This window comes from Eubacterium sp. CAG:161 (genome assembly GCF_000432355.1).
Classification (GTDB): domain Bacteria; phylum Bacillota; class Clostridia; order Lachnospirales; family Lachnospiraceae; genus Eubacterium_G; species Eubacterium_G segne.
Genome location: NZ_HF991873.1, coordinates 58887 through 76372, shown reverse-complemented (window position 1 = coordinate 76372; position 17486 = coordinate 58887). Strand labels below are relative to the sequence as shown.

17 protein-coding genes are annotated in these 17486 nt (G+C 35.7%); 16 read left to right on the top strand and 1 reads right to left on the bottom strand.

What is annotated here, in order from left to right; translation table 11 throughout:
* The 10 genes from Q5O30_RS09490 to Q5O30_RS09445 all read left to right on the top strand — a co-directional run.
* Positions 1 to 2001, top strand: a 2001-nt coding sequence (locus tag Q5O30_RS09490) for a CARDB domain-containing protein (protein ID WP_021953513.1), incomplete at its 5' end; no start/stop codon positions are given.
* A 237-nt stretch (positions 2002 to 2238) separates the two neighbouring features.
* On the top strand, positions 2239 to 2889 hold the full coding sequence (locus tag Q5O30_RS09485; RefSeq protein ID WP_302674679.1) for an N-acetylmuramoyl-L-alanine amidase: 651 nt from the start codon (positions 2239 to 2241) through the stop codon (positions 2887 to 2889).
* Between the two features lie 100 nt (positions 2890 to 2989).
* Entirely contained in the window at positions 2990 to 4069 is a 1080-nt protein-coding gene (locus Q5O30_RS09480; RefSeq protein WP_021953511.1) for an L-threonylcarbamoyladenylate synthase, read from the top strand.
* Between the two features lie 25 nt (positions 4070 to 4094).
* Positions 4095 to 4547, top strand: a complete 453-nt coding sequence (locus tag Q5O30_RS09475; RefSeq protein ID WP_021953510.1) for a low molecular weight phosphotyrosine protein phosphatase — start codon at positions 4095 to 4097, stop codon at positions 4545 to 4547.
* A gap of 30 nt (positions 4548 to 4577) precedes the next feature.
* Positions 4578 to 5207, top strand: coding sequence for a uracil phosphoribosyltransferase (gene upp, locus Q5O30_RS09470; protein WP_021953509.1), 630 nt, complete (start codon positions 4578 to 4580; stop codon positions 5205 to 5207).
* Positions 5208 to 5294: 87 nt separating this feature from the next.
* Positions 5295 to 5783 (top strand): dCMP deaminase family protein, encoded by a 489-nt coding sequence (locus Q5O30_RS09465; RefSeq protein ID WP_021953508.1) that lies wholly within the window; start codon positions 5295 to 5297, stop codon positions 5781 to 5783.
* Positions 5784 to 5956: 173 nt separating this feature from the next.
* Positions 5957 to 6346, top strand: coding sequence for a hypothetical protein (locus tag Q5O30_RS09460; protein ID WP_021953507.1), 390 nt, complete (start codon positions 5957 to 5959; stop codon positions 6344 to 6346).
* A 233-nt stretch (positions 6347 to 6579) separates the two neighbouring features.
* Entirely contained in the window at positions 6580 to 7986 is a 1407-nt protein-coding gene (locus tag Q5O30_RS09455; RefSeq protein WP_021953506.1) for an SPFH domain-containing protein, read from the top strand.
* An 11-nt stretch (positions 7987 to 7997) separates the two neighbouring features.
* Entirely contained in the window at positions 7998 to 9092 is a 1095-nt protein-coding gene (locus tag Q5O30_RS09450) for a hypothetical protein (protein WP_021953505.1), read from the top strand.
* A 12-nt stretch (positions 9093 to 9104) separates the two neighbouring features.
* Positions 9105 to 9899 (top strand): YgcG family protein, encoded by a 795-nt coding sequence (locus Q5O30_RS09445; RefSeq protein ID WP_021953504.1) that lies wholly within the window; start codon positions 9105 to 9107, stop codon positions 9897 to 9899.
* A gap of 92 nt (positions 9900 to 9991) precedes the next feature.
* Here Q5O30_RS09445 and Q5O30_RS09440 read toward each other — a convergent pair whose 3' ends face one another.
* Entirely contained in the window at positions 9992 to 10666 is a 675-nt protein-coding gene (locus Q5O30_RS09440; RefSeq protein ID WP_021953503.1) for a hemolysin III family protein, read from the bottom strand.
* Between the two features lie 186 nt (positions 10667 to 10852).
* Between Q5O30_RS09440 and Q5O30_RS09435 the strand changes: the two genes are divergently transcribed.
* The 6 genes from Q5O30_RS09435 to Q5O30_RS09410 are packed head-to-tail and all read left to right on the top strand — an operon-like array spanning position 10853 to position 17366.
* The gene (locus Q5O30_RS09435; protein ID WP_021953502.1) at positions 10853 to 11857 is read left to right on the top strand and encodes a hypothetical protein; all 1005 of its coding nucleotides are present in this window, start codon (positions 10853 to 10855) and stop codon (positions 11855 to 11857) included.
* Positions 11858 to 11874: 17 nt separating this feature from the next.
* The gene (locus Q5O30_RS09430) at positions 11875 to 13086 is read left to right on the top strand and encodes a CpaF family protein (RefSeq protein WP_021953501.1); all 1212 of its coding nucleotides are present in this window, start codon (positions 11875 to 11877) and stop codon (positions 13084 to 13086) included.
* Positions 13087 to 13821 (top strand): type II secretion system F family protein, encoded by a 735-nt coding sequence (locus tag Q5O30_RS09425; RefSeq protein ID WP_021953500.1) that lies wholly within the window; start codon positions 13087 to 13089, stop codon positions 13819 to 13821.
* 9 nt (positions 13822 to 13830) lie between these two features.
* On the top strand, positions 13831 to 15270 hold the full coding sequence (locus tag Q5O30_RS09420; RefSeq protein WP_021953499.1) for an immunoglobulin-like domain-containing protein: 1440 nt from the start codon (positions 13831 to 13833) through the stop codon (positions 15268 to 15270).
* A gap of 10 nt (positions 15271 to 15280) precedes the next feature.
* Entirely contained in the window at positions 15281 to 15487 is a 207-nt protein-coding gene (locus Q5O30_RS09415) for a Flp1 family type IVb pilin (protein WP_021953498.1), read from the top strand.
* The gene (locus tag Q5O30_RS09410) at positions 15444 to 17366 is read left to right on the top strand and encodes a DUF5702 domain-containing protein (protein ID WP_021953497.1); all 1923 of its coding nucleotides are present in this window, start codon (positions 15444 to 15446) and stop codon (positions 17364 to 17366) included. Before Q5O30_RS09415 ends, Q5O30_RS09410 begins: the two co-directional genes overlap by 44 nt.
* Positions 17367 to 17486 lie beyond the last annotated feature (120 nt).

Genomic DNA, 17486 nt, shown 5'->3' with positions numbered 1-17486 from the left:
ATGGCAGCAGGTATTCACTTTAATACAACATTCCCTGGATACAAATTCTCAGGTTCTACACCTAATACATTTGACAACAACATTCTTGTAAGATGTGGCACACCAAAAGAATGTTGGGGAAGAGATTATGCGGCTATTGACTTTGAACAGGAAGTAAAAAATATTGTATTTAATAATACACAGATTTACGATTCACCGTTTACTGCAATAAGACTTTTAGGAACAAGTTATAGTAATATCACATTTAATGATACTACAATTTTAGGTGCAGGTCTTTCAAAACAGATTTCTGATTTCTCAAGCTCAGGTTATTCAGGAGCAGCAATCAGAGAAAATGCAAATTCATCAGCTGTATTTAACGGACTTACTGTTGGTGCGGTTGTTTCTGACCAGACAGGAAAGAACACAAGTACATGGCCTTTCTATACAGATAATGCTACACCTAAAAATTTAGCAGGCAATGATACAGTGACACTTTTAGATGATGATGTTACATATGAAGTTCCGGGTTATCCGAAAGCAGATACTTCACAGGGTGGTGGAGTTATAGATCCGTTAGACGGAATTACAGGATATGACGTTGCACTTGCAGGCCTTTCATGGAAAAATGAAAGCAATTCTTCATCTATTGAAGAAGGTGACAAAGTAACATTTACAACTGCAGTTAAGAATACATCAAATGTAGATATTCCTGAAGGAGTAGCAATTCAGATTAAAATAACTGTAGATGGAAAAGGAAGTTACACAAACACAACATATAAAGGTGGTTTAAAGGCAGGAGAAACAATTAAGCTTTCACCAACCTCTACATGGACAGCAACAGCAGGTGGACATACAATTGAAGCTACAGTGGATTATAGAAATAAACTTCCAAATGAGCTTTCAAAGGATAACAACACAAGATCAAAATCATTTAACGTTCAGGAAGCTCCTGACAGAGAACCTACTTATACACCTGTAACAGGAAGATATGATATTCAGGTTTTAGATGTTACGTGGGATAAAGAGATTATCAATGTAGGAGATGCACTTACATTTACAGCTACTATTGTAAATGCCGGAGATACAGCAATTCCTGCAGGTCAGAAATTAGGTGTACAGTTCCAGATTGATGGAAATCCATATCCATCTCCAATTACATGGAATGACCAGTATTTTGATGGACTTCAGCCGGGACAGGTAATTAAATTAACAGCAACCGGTGGAAATAGTGGAAGTTCATGGGCAGCAACAACCGGATCACATACTGTAACAGCATGGGCTGATGACAGTAATGTATTTGGCGAAATGAATGAAACCAACAACAAATATACAAAGACAATCACTGTACCTTACGGTGGAGTACAGTATATTGAAAATCCTGATAAGCCGGATGACTTAGATAATACAGGAGAAATTGAGCAGCCAACAGAGAAACCTACAGAAACACCAACAGAGCCTGGTACTGAAACAGTTGTAACAAGCAAGGATGTAAACGTTGTAGGATATCAGATTAGCTCAACATTAAAGGGAAGCAGAGTTGTGGCATCTGTTGAACCAACAGTTAATGGCAAGAATGTTGTAAAACATGGACTTGTATATGCATTAACAAAACTTGGTGATAAGGATACAGGTGTAAAGAATATCGATATGACAGTATCAGCTGACAATTATTATGTTGCATCATTTGAATCAACTAACAATGGAAATGTTGATAAAGTATTTGGAAGCTCAAAGACAGCTCAGTATTATGTAATGACAACATTATTTGAGAACCAGACAGTACAGGAATATACAGCAAAATACAAAGTAAGAGCATATGCTGTTTTAAGTGATGGCTCATATGTATATAGTGATATTTATTCATATTCTGTATATAATGTGGCATCAGCATTATACGATGGTGGAAAAATGCCTACAAATGCAGGTCATACATATTTGTACGATAGCATTTTGAAATTGGTAAATCCATCATATAAACAGGTTGACTATGATTGGTCAGATATTGTAACAAGCTTATAAGTAGAAATTTGTATTTCTCTTTTGCTATGAAACCGTTATGTTGATAATGTCAGCATAGCGGTTTCATTAATTTTAAACGTTCAGGAAGTATTGTAAAATAAAAAGCAACTACCCTACATATATTGTATAAAAAGTATGTAGGGTAGAATAGTGACGGAATTTATTAAGTATAGCAAAAAAATGGAAATTTTCATGTCTCTGGTTTTGTTAATGTCAGTGACGTTAATTGCCTGCAATATGAACAAAGTAGTTGAAAACAGGGAAAGCACAGTTAAGACAAAGGGGAAAGATTACATAGTGGTAATTGACCCGGGACATGGGGGAGAAGACCCGGGAAAAGTAGGAATAAATAATGCTAAAGAAAAAGACGTTAATCTTGCCATTGCGTTACAGCTTCGGGATATATTACAGAAAAAAGGTATTAATGTTGTTATGACACGAGATACGGATACATCATTAAAGGAAAATGGCAGATTTTCAAAAATCGGTGATTTAAACGGAAGGTGTAGCATAATAAACAAGGCTTATGATAATAACAATAAATGTGTGTTAATAAGTGTTCACCAAAACAGCTTCACAGGTCAATCAGTTCATGGTGCCCAGGTATTTTATTATCAAAAATCTGCCCAAAGTATGAAATTGGCAAAAATAATGCAGGAAAAACTCAATAAGGATATTAATATGGAGAAGGCAAAAAACGAAAAGCCTAATGACAGTTATTATATGCTGATAAATTCAAAATGTCCGGGAATCATTGTAGAGTGTGGTTTTTTAAGTAACCCTGAAGAAGCAGATAATCTAACCAACAGTGATTATCAAAAACAGTTAGGAGATATACTTTGCAGGGGAATTATGGATTATTTTAGCGAAATGACAGAAACCAAGTAGATGTATAGGGAAAAATAGGGATAGGTTAATATGGGCTAACATTGTATTTTGAAGGTACATATGATAAAATATAACAAGTATATGTCAGGTGAGGCGCAAGATGAAGACTATAATTGTAAAGATAGATAAAGATAACTTAAAAGATGATTTTGCTGTTAGTCAGTTAGAAAAGGCAGGAGAAATTATCAGAAATGGCGGACTGGTTGCCTTCCCAACGGAGACTGTTTACGGATTGGGAGCCAATGCTTTAGATGAAGAGGCAGCAAAGAAGGTTTATGAGGCAAAAGGAAGACCGTCAGACAATCCTTTAATAGTTCATATATCAAATCTTAATATGCTTGATGACATTGTTACACAGGTGCCGGAGGTGGCAAAGAAGCTTATGGATGCTTTCTGGCCGGGGCCTATGACACTTATATTTAATAAAAGCGGGTTAGTACCCAAGGGAACCACAGGAGGACTTGATACGGTGGCAGTGAGATTCCCTAATCATCCTATTGCACTGGAATTAATTGAAAAATCAGGTGTCAGCATAGCAGCACCTAGTGCAAATTTATCAGGAAAGCCAAGCCCTACTATGGGAGAACATGTTATTGATGATTTAGATGGAAGAATTGACATGATTATTGATGGCGGAATGGTAGGAATGGGATTGGAATCTACGATTATAGATGTTACATCTAAGACACCTATGATTTTAAGACCGGGGTTTATTACATACGAAATGATTAAGGATGTAATAGGCGAGGTTGGTGTGGACAAGGCTATATTATCGAAGCCTACGGCTGATTTTAAACCAAAAGCACCGGGAATGAAATACAGACATTATGCACCGGAAGCAGACTACAGTATTTATAGAGGTACTGCTGAAAAGGTGGCAGATAAAATAATTATGCTTGCAAATGAAAAAGCAGATAAAGGTTTTAAGACCGGAGTGATAACGGTTGACCAGCACCTTAATCTGTATCAGAGAAAGCTTAATAAAGACATAATGGTAGTATCACTGGGGAATTTGGATAAGCCTGAAACTATTGCCAACATGCTGTTTAAAACTCTTAGGGATTTTGATAAGGCAGGTACAAAATTTATTTTTGGTGAGGCATTTTCACAACATAACGTTGGATGGGCAATTATGAACAGACTTACAAAAGCAGCAGGTTACAACATTATAGATGTATAATTGTTTGTAAAAGTTGGGAGGTAAGATGCTAGAATTTTCAAGAATATTGTTCGTAACTGAAACGGATACGTCAACAGGACCATTGGCTGCATCGCTTCTAAATCATTATCTTCCCCTTGAAAGAGTGGACATAGATTCAAGAGGATTGGCGGTTCTTTTTCCGGAACCTATGAATCCGAAAACTGTAGCCATTGCGGCTTCAAAGGGACTTGAAATAAACAGAAGTTCCAAGCAGCTTGAATCGGAAGATTTTGGAGGAGATGTACTTGTATTGGTTCTTGATGCAACCAAAAAGCAGACGGTATATGATGATTATACAGAGGCTGAAAATGTTTATACTTTGAAGGAATATATAAACGAAGATGGAAGTATAACTAATCCGGACGGGGGAGAACTTGCAGATTATGCAAAATTATACGAGACTTTAGACGAGGTTATAAAGAAGCTTGCGAATAAACTTAAAGGTATTAAGGCATAAATAAATATAATAAGATACGGAGGAAATGTCATGGCAAAGACAGTAGTAATGGATCATCCATTGATTCAGCACAAAATAGGTATTATTAGAAAAGAAGAAACAGGAACAAAGGATTTCAGACAGTTAATAAGTGAAATAGCAATGCTTATGACTTATGAAGCAACAAGAGACTTAGAATTAGAAGATGTTAAAATTAAGACACCTATATGTGAAACAACAGTTAAGCAGTTAGGTGGTAAGAAGTTGGCAATCGTTCCGATTTTAAGAGCAGGACTTGGTATGGTTGACGGAATGCTTGCAATGATTCCATCAGCAAAGGTAGGTCATATCGGATTATACAGAGACCCGGTTACTGCATTGCCTCACGAGTATTACTGCAAGTTGCCTGAAGACTGTGATAAGAGAGAGGTATTTGTGGTTGATCCTATGTTAGCTACAGGAGGTTCTTCAGTAGCTGCAATACAGATGCTTAAGGATAAGGGAGTTAAAAATATTACCCTTATGTGTATTATTGCTGCCCCTGAGGGAGTAAAGGCTATGCAGGAAGCACATCCGGATGTGGATATGTACATTGGTGCATTAGATGAAAGATTAAATGAGCATAAATACATTATTCCGGGATTAGGAGATGCGGGAGACCGTATTTTTGGAACAAAATAGAAATAATATAAAACCCATTGCCAAGGTTTAACCAACGGACAATGGGTTTTGTTGAAAAATACTGTGAAGATATGGAAAGGAGCTAAAATGGGAAATAAAAGACAGGATTACATATCTTGGGACGAATATTTTATGGGCGTGGCTTTTTTAGCGGCAATGCGTTCTAAGGATCCCGGAACACAGGTTGGAGCATGTATTGTAAGTACAGATAATAAAATATTATCAATTGGTTACAATGGAATGCCTATAGGATGCAATGATGATGATTTTCCATGGAACAGGGAAAGTGAAGACCCATATAATAACAAATATTTTTATACCACCCATAGTGAGTTAAATGCCATACTTAATTATCGTGGCGGAAGCTTAGAGGGAGCAAAAATATACGTTACATTGTTTCCATGTAATGAATGTGCTAAGGCGATTATTCAGTGTGGAATTAAGAAGGTTATTTACGCAGATGATAAATATGCAGATACTCCGTCAGTTAAGGCATCAAAGCGAATGCTTAAGGCTTCGGGAGTGGAATTTGTTCCTTATGAAAAATCAGGAAAAGAAATAGTTATTAAGCTATGACTTATGAAACGGTATAGGATTACCGTTTCATAACTCTGCTTCGCAGAGCACGCCCCTTTGGGGCTGGTCAGGTACGCATATGAAACACCTGATGTGTTTCATATGCTATAGTTTATGTAGCAAAAAGCTAACTTTTGAATAGTATAAAATGATAAACTATCAGGTAATAGTATATGGATTACAGATATATACCGTTTTACGTTCAGGGAAATGCAATTTCAGGATTATACTATGGACAGTGGGAAATGTCGGAGGATAGAGACATGGACTATGTAAGGGAAATGTATCCGATGACTTTTTCAAGATTACAGGAATTAGTGGAAAAAGAATGTAACCGTCAGGAATTTGCAGGGAGTATGATGTACGATGAATATCCGGATAAACTGGGAATTTCAAGAATCGTCCAAAACATATTCAATGAAATAAAAAAAGACGAAGAAAACTGTGTTGGTGATGAATGTACTAAGTATCCGGATGACACATGGTTAAAGGATATAATAACAGTTCTTTTATTAAATGAAATGTACAGAAGAAGACGAAGAAGAAATGGTCGTTTAATGTAATTAAGTTAAACATAAGATTGTTAAAAGCAGGGCATCACAAAGGTTGGCTCTGCTTTTTTTACTACAAGGGATAATATGGAAAATATCATATGATTTAAATCATTATTTGTCGAAAAAACACTACTCTTTTGGGTAATGTATATTTTAAAACGTCATATTATAATGTGAGTAGTTAATGGGGAATGATATGATAGGCATCCATAAAAATATAATAAAAAGGAAAGGAGTTCATTATGGGACTTATTAAAGCGGGAGTGGGAGCACTCGGGGGAACACTTGCTGATCAGTGGAAGGAGTTTTTCTATTGTGATGCTATAGACAAGGAAGTATTAATGGTGAGAGGACAAAAACAAATTACAGGCCGCTCATCTAATACAAAGGGAAATGATAACATTATTTCAAATGGTTCCGGAATAGCTGTGGCAGATGGACAGTGTATGATTATTGTGGAACAGGGAAAAATCGTAGAAGTATGTGCTGAACCGGGAGAATTTACCTATGATTCATCTACGGAACCTAGTATTTTCTCAGGAAGTTTAGGGGAAGGAATTAAGGAAACCTTTAAAACAGTAGGAAAGAGATTTACATACGGTGGAGACACCGGAAAAGACCAGAGAGTTTACTATTTTAACACTAAGGAATTAATTGATAATAAGTTTGGAACGCCAAATCCGATACCTTTTAGGGTAGTTGATTCTAAAATCGGATTAGATGTGGACGTTTCCGTAAGATGTTCAGGAGTATATTCATACAAAATAGCAGACCCGTTATTATTTTATACAAATGTATGCGGAAATGTAAGCAGTGAATACAGACGGGAAGAATTAGAGGGACAGCTTAAAAGCGAATTTATTAGTGCATTACAGCCGGCATTTGGAAAATTGTCAGATTTGGAACTTAGACCAAACCAGATAGTTACCCACAATACAGAGTTAGAGGAAGCAATGAATACAGCTCTTTCAGCTAAATGGGGTGAGCTTAGAGGATTAAAGGTAGTAAGTATTGCCCTTGGCAGTGTTACATTGCCGGATGAAGATGCTGAAATGATTAAGCAGTTACAGCGATCAGCAGTTATGCGTGACCCATCTATGGGAGCGGCAGCTATGGTTGGTGCCCAGGCTGATGCCATGAGAGCAGCAGCATCTAATGAAGCCGGAGCAATGACCGGATTTATGGGAATGGGCATGGCAATGAATGCCGGCGGAATGAATCCGGAAAATTTATATGCAATGGGACAGCAGCAGGCAGCACAGAAAAATGCACAGCAGTCACAGCAACAGGCAGAAAACAGCTGGAAATGCTCATGTGGAGCCACAGTTAATGGAAATTTCTGTCCTGAATGCGGAGCAAAGAAGCCGGAGCCGGTTGTAAGTGGAGCATGGAAATGTTCCTGCGGAGCAATGGCAACAGGAAACTTCTGTCCTGAATGTGGAGCTAAAAAGCCGGCTGATGAAGGCTGGACCTGTTCCTGTGGAACTGTAAACAAAGGAAAATTCTGTCAGAATTGCGGAGCGAAGAAACCTGAGGGAGCACCATTATATCGCTGTGATAAGTGTGGATGGGAGCCTGAAGACCCCGCTCACCCACCAAAATTCTGTCCTGAATGTGGTGATATATTTGATGAAAATGACAGACAGTAGGAGGTATGTTTATGGCTGATATGCAGGAATATAAATGTCCCTGCTGTGGCGGGGCAATTGAATTTAACAGTGAAGTACAGAAAATGAAGTGTCCGTATTGTGACACGGAATTTGAAATGGATACCCTTAAGGGATACGATAAGGAACTTAAGGAAGAAGCAGAAGATGATATGACCTGGGACACTACTGCAGGAGGAGAATGGCAGGATGGAGAAACTGATGGTCTTCATAGCTATGTATGTAACTCCTGTGGTGGGGAAATTGTGGGAGATGATACTATGGCGGCAACATCATGTCCGTTTTGTGGAAACCCTGTGGTACTTATGGGACAGTTTAAAGGTGACTTGCGACCGGATTACATTATTCCTTTTAAGCTGGATAAAAAGGCGGCAAAGGCAGGATTTGAAAAACATTTGTCAGGAAAGCGTCTTTTACCAAAGGTATTTAAAAGTCAGAATCACATAGAGGAAATAAAGGGTGTATATGTTCCTTTCTGGCTTTTTGATACAGATGCCAAAGCCAAAATCAGATATAGGGCAACTACCGTAAGAACCTGGAGCGACAGCGAATATGATTATACGGAAACCAGCCATTTTATGGTACATAGAGGTGGAAGTATAGGATTTGAAAGAGTTCCGGTGGATGGCTCATCTAAAATGGCAGATGATTTAATGGAGTCCATTGAACCATACAATTTTGAGGATGCAGTGGATTTCCAGACAGCTTACTTAGCAGGCTATATGGCAGATAAATACGATGTAACAGCAGAACAAAGTATTGAACGTGCCAATGAGCGTGTGAAACAATCAACGGAGGATGTTTTTGCTGACACGGTTACAGGATATGCAACAGTGGTTCCTGAAAGCACCAGTATACAACTTAAAAACGGCAAGGCAAAGTATGCCCTGTATCCGGTGTGGATGCTTACAACATCATGGAATGGCAATAATTACATTTTTGCAATGAATGGCCAGACAGGAAAATTTGTGGGAGACCTGCCTGTGGACAAAGACGCCGCCTGCAAATGGGCTGTAGGTCTCACTGTAGTTTGCAGTATTTTAGTTTATATTGTGGCATGGATTTTATGGTTTGCCGGAATTTTATAGGAGGATAAATAGATGAAAAAGAGATTGTACATAATTTTATTTACCCTTATCTTTTCTACAATGTGTGTAATGCCGGTGTTTGCCCAAAACGAAATGGCTGCATATGTAGTGGATGATGCAGGATTATTAACAGATAGCGAAGAAAACTCGTTAAATGAAACTTTAAAGGAAATAAGCAACAGGCAAAGCTGTCAGGTGGTAGTGGTAACTACCAACAGCCTTGACGGAAAAAGTGCGGAAGCATATGCCGATGATTATTACGATTATAACGGATATGGTAAAGATGGAATTTTGCTGTTAGTATCCATGGAGGACAGAGATTATGGGATATCGACTTGTGGGTATGCCACTGAGGCATTTACTGATGCCGGAATAAATTATATAGAAAATAAGTTTTTAGATGACTTATCCGCCGGTAATTATGAAAAGGCATTTAGTACTTATGCAAAACAATGTGACAAATTTCTTACCCAGGCGAAAGAAGGGGCTGCATATGATTCTTCCAATATGCCCCACGAACCTTTGTCTTCAATGTGGATATTGATTTCTTTTGTGGCAGGACTGGTTATTGCCCTGATAATTGTGGCATGCATGATAGCAAAATTAAAATCTGTTCATATGCAGGCAGCAGCAGGCAATTATGTTAAAGACGGAAGCGTTGACATTTCCGAAATGAGGGATTTGTATCTTTATTCAAACATTACTAAAAGAGCCAGACCGAAAAATGATAACAATAATGGTGGCGGAAGCAGCACACATATTTCATCATCCGGGGAAACTCATGGTGGAACCAGTGGTAAATTCTAATACAAAAATAATATCATAAACATAAAAATACCTTAGCAGAGAATCATAATAATTCATATGCTAAGGTATTTTTTATGTGATAAATAATTACATTACAGTGCGTATAAAATAATTGCAAAGAAATGTAACACGCTTCCTGCAAGAATAAATAAATGAAAAATGGAGTGCATCCATTTTTTTGTTTTTCCAAGACCATAAAGAACAGAGCCAATGGTGTAGGCAACGCCTCCGGTTACAAGAAAAACAACACCACCAAGATACATAACATCGTAGGTCTGTTTAATAAAGAAGATAATAACCCAGCCCATGGCAAGGTAGCAAATCATGGACATTACACGGTATTTTTTTAAATCAATGGCAGTAAGGGTACAGGCAACAACGGCACAGCCCCATACTAAAGCGAAAATAAACCATGCAATAACAGGATACTTAGGCATCATGGCAACTAAAAGTATAGGTGTGTAGCTTCCTGCAATAAGGAAATAAATGGTGCAGTGGTCTAAAACCTGCATAACTTTTTTTGCCATACCGGGTTTTAATCCGTGATAAACGCTAGACATTGTATATAAAGCTATTAAGGTAAATCCATAAATGCAGGATGAAATGACACCAATGGCACTGTGAGCCTTAGCTGCGGTAATAATACAAAGCACTAAAGCGGCAATACCTAAAGCTCCACCTACAATATGGGATACCATATTAAAAATCTCTTCACCTTTTGAATATGTAGGGAGTTCCCTATCTGCTAATTTAATTCTTTTACTCATAAATTTAAACCCTCCATTAATCAATTCTACAACATGTAGTTATTAATACTACATTGAATGATAACATTTATTATATTTTTAGTCAATAAAAAAATATTAAAAAATTTTAAAAAAACTATAGACATTTTAAAAACACGCATATATAATATGAGCATATACAAAAGCAAGGAGGGAAACAATAAAAATATGAACACAGGAACATTAGCTATTTGCGATAACGATAGTGAATATGTGAGCCGACTGGCAAACTATATTAGAAACAGACATGGAACAGTGTTTCGTGTGATTTCTTTTACCAGGGTAGAAGCGCTTAAGGAATATCTGAAGAAGGAAAGCATTACCATAGCTCTTATATCGCCGGAATTAATGTTTGAAAACATTGAAAATGAAAATATTCAAAACATTATAATTCTTTCATCAGGAACCGTAAGCTTAGAATATGAGACATATCCTGCGGTATATAAATATCAGTCCACGGAGAATATTTTACAAAAAATATCAGACTGTTATAGCAGGGATAATCAGGTGGAAGAGGTTAAGGTTTTAGGAAAGGCGGCACAGCTTATAGGGATATACTCACCTGCATGTAATGAAGAAAACACAGTATTTTCCATTGCACTGGGGGCTATGCTGGCACGGAAAAGCTCCGTTCTCTATATTAATTTGGAAGAATTTTCAGTGTTTGAAAAACTGCTAAATACCAGATGCACAAAGGATTTGTCTGATCTTATGTATTATTTCAGACAAAGCAGGGAGTCTGTAGCCATAAGACTTCACACTGTTATTTGCAGGTATAAGGATATGGATTATATTCCACCATTATTGTATTCGGAAGATTTGCGAAAAATCAAAACAGAAGAGTGGATTAATTTAATCAAGAAAATTTCAGAGCTGGGGTTATATGACAGAATAATAGTAGACACAGGTAATATGGTGGAGAATATTTTTGAATTATTAGATATATGTGACAAGGTGTATATGCCTGTTAATACAGGATGGATTAATACCATGAAAGCATCTGTTTACGAAGAATTTTTATTAAAAAGCGAAAAAGAAGAATTATTAGAAAAGACAAAAAAGATATTTATACCGGAAATCAGTACGGAGAGTTTCAGTGAGAATTATTTAGAAAATCAGTTAGAGGGAAAATTAGGTGCTGTTATAAAAAAAGAGTTAGAAGAGGTTGCATAAAATTTTAGGATGATGATATGAAAACTAACAAAGAAGATATTAGAAATAAAGTTGTGGACAATCTGGATATGTCCAGGGAAGCTGAAAATAGCGAGATACATGAAATTATAGATGAAATAATTGCAGAAGAAACTGAATACAGATATATGTCGGTTAGTGAAAAAATAGGTTTACATAAATATATATTTAATTCCATTAAGGGATTGGGAATATTAGATGAATTATTAGAAGATGAAGATATTACGGAAATTATGATTAACAGTCATAACAGCATTTTTATTGAAAAAAAGGGACATATATATGAAACGGAGGGACAGTTTGATTCTCCGGAAAGGCTAAATGACATTATACAGCAGATTGTAAGCAGAAATAATAAAAGAATTAATGAATCATCACCTATAGCGGACACCAGACTTCCTGACGGCTCCAGGGTAAACATTGTTCTTCCACCGGTGGCAATTGACGGAGCAGTAGTTACGGTTAGAAAGTTCCCCAGGGAAAGAGTTGATATGAAGAGGTTAATTGAACTTAAATCCATTACTAAGGAAGCAGCGGATTTTTTGGAAAAGCTTGTGGTATCAGGTTATAACATTTTTATATGCGGTGGAACCGGCTCCGGTAAAACTACTTTTTTAAATGTTTTGTCAGATTACATTCCCGGAGAGGAAAGGGTTATTACCATAGAGGATTCTGCGGAATTACAGCTAAAAAATATTAAGAATATAGTGAGAATGGAGGCAAGGCAGGCGAATACTGAGGGAGAAAACGAAATTACCATAAGAGATTTAATCAGAACATCCCTTAGAATGAGACCTGATAGAATTATAGTGGGAGAGGTTCGTGGGAAAGAAGCTATTGATATGCTTCAGGCAATGCAGACAGGGCATGACGGCTCCATGAGTACAGGTCATTCAAACAACACTAAGGATATGCTTAACAGGTTAGAAACCATGGTACTTATGGGAATGGACATCCCTATGAATGCCATACGTTCCCAGATAGCATCTGCTATAGATATAATTGTTCACTTAGGGAGGCTTCGTGATAGAACCAGAAAGGTTTTAAAAATAGACGAGGTATTAGATTGTGTTAATGGAGAAATAAAATTAAATCCTCTCTTTGAGTTTGTGGAGTACGGGGAGACAGAGGAATTGGTAGAAGGAAAGCTTGAAGCTAGAAACAGGTTAGTAAACACTGAAAAATTAGAAAGGAGTGGTTTAAGTCTTTAAATGATTTACAAAGTATCCAAAAAGGAAAAGGCAGTGGTAATTATGGTGATTTTTATGGCTATAATTATTATTTCAATATTGTTTTACGGAACCATTTATGCAGTAGTTATTCTTTTGCCTTTAGGAGTTCCCATATACAGGGAGCAAAAAAGAAGAATAATTAATAAGAAAAAGAAAGAACTTAAAGTGCAGTTTAAAGATATGCTTATGGTTATGTCCGATTCCTTAAAAACAGGATATTCCGTTTCAAATGCCTTAAAGGAAAGCTATAAAGATATGGTTTCAATGTATGGAAGATACAGTTACATATGTGAAGAATTAAGAATTATGATATCTAAAATAAAGTTAAATGTAAGAGAAGAAGATATATTTAAGGACTTTGCCAAAAGAACAGGTTTAAGGGAGGCTATATTATTTTCACGTATTTTCTCAGTTGCAAAAAGGACAGGAGGAAACATGACGGAAGTAATAGGAAGTGTAACGGACAGTATTGTATTAAAGGAAAACGTAAGGGAAGAAATTGAAGTGTCCACAACAGAGAAAAAAACAGAGCAGAAAATAATGACGTTAATACCTATGGCTTTAATTTTGTATGTAAAAATGATGTCTCCGGATTTTCTAAACATTATGTATGAGACTAATGCAGGAAGAATTGTTATGACAATATGCCTTGTGCTTTATATTTTGGCTTTTCTGTGGGCACAAAAAATAGTTGAATTTAATGAGGAGTATTAAAGGAGGAGAATGATAAAAATATATGTCATTGCAATAGTGTTAATTACCATATTTTATACATCTACATTTTTTTACAGGAAAAAGTTAAGAAAAAATATGAACAGAAAGGATTATCCCTTAAAGGCATTATTTGGTATGGCTATGTTTATGGTGGATAAGCTTCCCATAGCTTACGCCGGAAAAGGAAATTCTTTAAATAAAGCAATAAGAAAGATAAGTGTTAAAGAAGATATCAAAAAAGAAAAATATTTGTATATTGTAAACAAGGTTTCCTATTGCATTTTATGTGGTATTTTGGCGGTAGTGTTGGGATTGGGAATAGAAATATCCGGTAGCGAAAGCAATGAACCTATTACATCAGTGAAAAGAGATAGCATAGATGATGAGGTTTATAACATTTATTATGAAGATGATTCAGGGGCAATAAAACCAATAGAATTAGAGGTAGGGAAGAAAGAATTAAAGGATGAGGAGATATTAAAAATCATAAAGGGGTATCAGGAGGAATTGGTTCAAAAGGCTCTGGGGAAAAATGATAATGCCCAAAATGTTACAAAGCCATTAAATCTGGTAGGAAGCATTGGCGAGGAAAATATATTAGTCAGCTGGGAAATAAGCGATTCTGACATAATAGATTATGATGGAAAAATAAGTAGTAATGTAGATAAAGAGGGAGAATTAATTTATCTTACGGCAATAATGACCTATGAAAAGGTTACACTAGAGTATGTTTTTTCAGTAAATGTATATCCACATCAGGGAGAGAGTGATGCTAAAAGGGAGGTCCAGTCATATGTTGATAATCAGGATGTATATGACAGCCAGGTAAATCTGCCGGAAAAAATAGATGGCAAAAAGGTTAAATATTATAGTTCTAAAGGGCAAAACAGCTATGTTGTAGTAACAATAGGATTAATATTGTCAGTGGCATTGTTCTTTTTTAAAGACAGGGACATAAAAGATAAAATTGAGGATAGAAATGAACAGTTATTAGAAGATTATCCGGAAATAGTAAATAAACTTCTTTTATATCATAATGCAGGTCTTTCGGTAAAAAGTGCCATAGAGAAAATAGTATCGGGTTATAAGGAAGATAAAAAAGAATATCATGAAATGTTAAGATATGCTTATGAAGAACTAGAGATTTCTTTAATACAAATGAAAAGTGGCGTATCGGAAATTACAGCTATTAATAATTATGGAAAAAACTGTGGATTACATTGTTATGTGAAATTATCGGGAATTATAGAACAAAATATACGAAGGGGGACAAATGCCATGACTGTGGTATTAGAAAATGAACTGGAAAGCTCAATGATAGAAAAGAAAAATACCATGCTAAAGGCAGGAGGGAAAATCTCAACAAAATTAATGGGACCAATGATTGTAATGCTGATTGTTGCCATGGCAATTATAATGGTTCCGGCATTTTTATCAATGAATTTATAAGGAGGAGTAAATGAACAATAGTTTTAAATATATTATGGAAAATTTCTCAAGATATTGGAAAAGAACCTTCTGGAAGGACGAAAAGGGAATGGGGGTAATAGAAGTAGTGCTTATTATATTAGTGTTAGTGGGACTAGCCCTTGTGTTTAAAAATCAAATTTCAGGAGTGGCAGATGGTGTTTATAAATCTATTAAAACACAGATTAAGTCATTTTAAGATTAAAAAAATTATTTCAGGAAAAACCAAAGGAAGCATATCCATATATTTAAGCATTGTCATGGTAGCAGTAATGTTGTTTATAAGTGTTGTTTCAGAAAGCGGACGAATTAACGTTGTATATTCGGAAAGCAAAAGTTTTACGTATATGGCAGCTGATTCTGTAATGGCGGGATATGCAAGGCAGGTTTTTGATGAATATGGATTATTACTTGTATGGGAAAATCAGAATACTGAAGAAGAACTGAAAAAGTACATACAAGCTAATATAAACATGGCAGATTTAAATGGTATGGGAACTAATTTTATGTCCACAAGGCTTAAAAACATAGAAATGGACAAGGTGGAATATGTTACGGATAACGGCGAAAAGCCGCTTTTGTCTCAAATAGCTTCCTATACGAAATATGCTGCAGGAGCAACAGCCGCAGAGGAGTTAATTAAATTATTTAACAAATACGAGAAACGCAGCGACGAAAAGACAGATTCAGTTGCAGATGTGTTCGATGAAAAAATATCTGAAAATGATAGTAAGGAGCTGCAAAATCTTGTAAAGGATATTGATGAGTTAATTGTTAAAATTAAGGATGTTGAAAAAGAGAAAAAATTAATTAATGCGGTTAGCCGGATAATAGAGAGAAATGTAAGCTCTAAAGACAATGATAAGGTTGAAAAAAAGTATAGAAGTCTGAGAAAAATACTTGATAAGAAAGCGGGTATGATTAGCAGAGCCATAGACCTGGGAAAGGACTACGAGGGAAAAAAAGCAGCCTATCTTAGGGAAAGTGGATATACATCCGGCGAAAAAGATTTTGTTGAGGAAAATACGCTAATACTGAAAAAAATGGTGGGCATACTACAAGAGGAAAAGGCACTGGATGTTTCAAAATTAGAAAGTATTGTTCCGGAAAACATTAATATTTTAAACAGCTCCATGTCATTATTACATAATTATATTAATGAAACAGAATCTTTAAAAGAAAATCAGATTACTGAGGAAGATAATAGAAATAAGTCTATTTATGAAAGTGCTAAAGAATTATTACAAAAAGGACTATTATCGTTAGTAACAGATGACGTATCTGATATATCAAATGCATCTATATCTGATTTAAATCTGCCATCAAAAAAAGAAAATACAGAAAAAAACGGCAAAACAGATTTAACTGACAGGGCACTGCTGGCATTGTATGGTAAAAGAAAATTTGGTAACTACATTAATAAAATAAAAGACCATGATTTAAGCTACGAAATGGAGTACATAATAAGCGGAAAAAGTAGTGATAGGGAAAATCTTACGGAAGTTGTTAAAAAAATAGTGGGAATAAGAAATGTTATGAATTTAGGATATCTTTTAACAGATAGTGTTAAAATGAGCCAATTGACTTTTATAGCATCATCGGCGGCTACAGCCATAGGATTACCTTTTTTAGAGCCGGTAATAAAGGCGGTTTTAATAGAGGCGTGGTCCCTGGGGGAGGCAGTAACGGATGTGAAAGGTCTCTTAAAGGGAAACGAAGTAGTTTTCATAAAGGATAAAATCAGTTGGAAAACAGACATTAAAAATCTGTTAGGAGGAAGCATTAAGAATGATAAAAATAGCAAAAAATTAAGTTTAAATTATGAACAATATTGCATGATGTTGATGATGATTGCAGATGGAAACAAAAGCCTTTTTAGAATAATGGATCTTATTCAATTAAATATACAAAAGAAATACAACAGTAAATTTCAAATGAGTAAGTGTTTTTCAGGTATGAAGTTTAAAGCAGTATATGAGATAGAACCGTTATTTGTGGCAATGCCATGGGTGTTAAATAATCTAAATGAAAGTAATGGTTCTTATACATATAAAGTTAAATGTGATATGAAATATTAAAAATAATGGAGGTAAATGAACATGCCCTTTTTCGGAAAATATAATAAAAATAAGCAAAAATACAGTGCTCATCTCCAAGTACAAAGATCTCATATATACCTTTTAAAAAAACGAAAAAGG

Coding starts and splice junctions, on each gene's coding strand:
- Q5O30_RS09485 (WP_302674679.1), top strand. CDS start 2,239: ATGAACAAAGTAGTTGAAAACAGGGAAAGCACAGTTAAGACAAAGGGG.
- Q5O30_RS09480 (WP_021953511.1), top strand. CDS start 2,990: ATGAAGACTATAATTGTAAAGATAGATAAAGATAACTTAAAAGATGAT.
- Q5O30_RS09475 (WP_021953510.1), top strand. CDS start 4,095: ATGCTAGAATTTTCAAGAATATTGTTCGTAACTGAAACGGATACGTCA.
- upp (WP_021953509.1), top strand. CDS start 4,578: ATGGCAAAGACAGTAGTAATGGATCATCCATTGATTCAGCACAAAATA.
- Q5O30_RS09465 (WP_021953508.1), top strand. CDS start 5,295: ATGGGAAATAAAAGACAGGATTACATATCTTGGGACGAATATTTTATG.
- Q5O30_RS09460 (WP_021953507.1), top strand. CDS start 5,957: ATGGATTACAGATATATACCGTTTTACGTTCAGGGAAATGCAATTTCA.
- Q5O30_RS09455 (WP_021953506.1), top strand. CDS start 6,580: ATGGGACTTATTAAAGCGGGAGTGGGAGCACTCGGGGGAACACTTGCT.
- Q5O30_RS09450 (WP_021953505.1), top strand. CDS start 7,998: ATGGCTGATATGCAGGAATATAAATGTCCCTGCTGTGGCGGGGCAATT.
- Q5O30_RS09445 (WP_021953504.1), top strand. CDS start 9,105: ATGAAAAAGAGATTGTACATAATTTTATTTACCCTTATCTTTTCTACA.
- Q5O30_RS09440 (WP_021953503.1), bottom strand. CDS start 10,666: ATGAGTAAAAGAATTAAATTAGCAGATAGGGAACTCCCTACATATTCA.
- Q5O30_RS09435 (WP_021953502.1), top strand. CDS start 10,853: ATGAACACAGGAACATTAGCTATTTGCGATAACGATAGTGAATATGTG.
- Q5O30_RS09430 (WP_021953501.1), top strand. CDS start 11,875: ATGAAAACTAACAAAGAAGATATTAGAAATAAAGTTGTGGACAATCTG.
- Q5O30_RS09425 (WP_021953500.1), top strand. CDS start 13,087: ATGATTTACAAAGTATCCAAAAAGGAAAAGGCAGTGGTAATTATGGTG.
- Q5O30_RS09420 (WP_021953499.1), top strand. CDS start 13,831: ATGATAAAAATATATGTCATTGCAATAGTGTTAATTACCATATTTTAT.
- Q5O30_RS09415 (WP_021953498.1), top strand. CDS start 15,281: ATGAACAATAGTTTTAAATATATTATGGAAAATTTCTCAAGATATTGG.
- Q5O30_RS09410 (WP_021953497.1), top strand. CDS start 15,444: ATGGTGTTTATAAATCTATTAAAACACAGATTAAGTCATTTTAAGATT.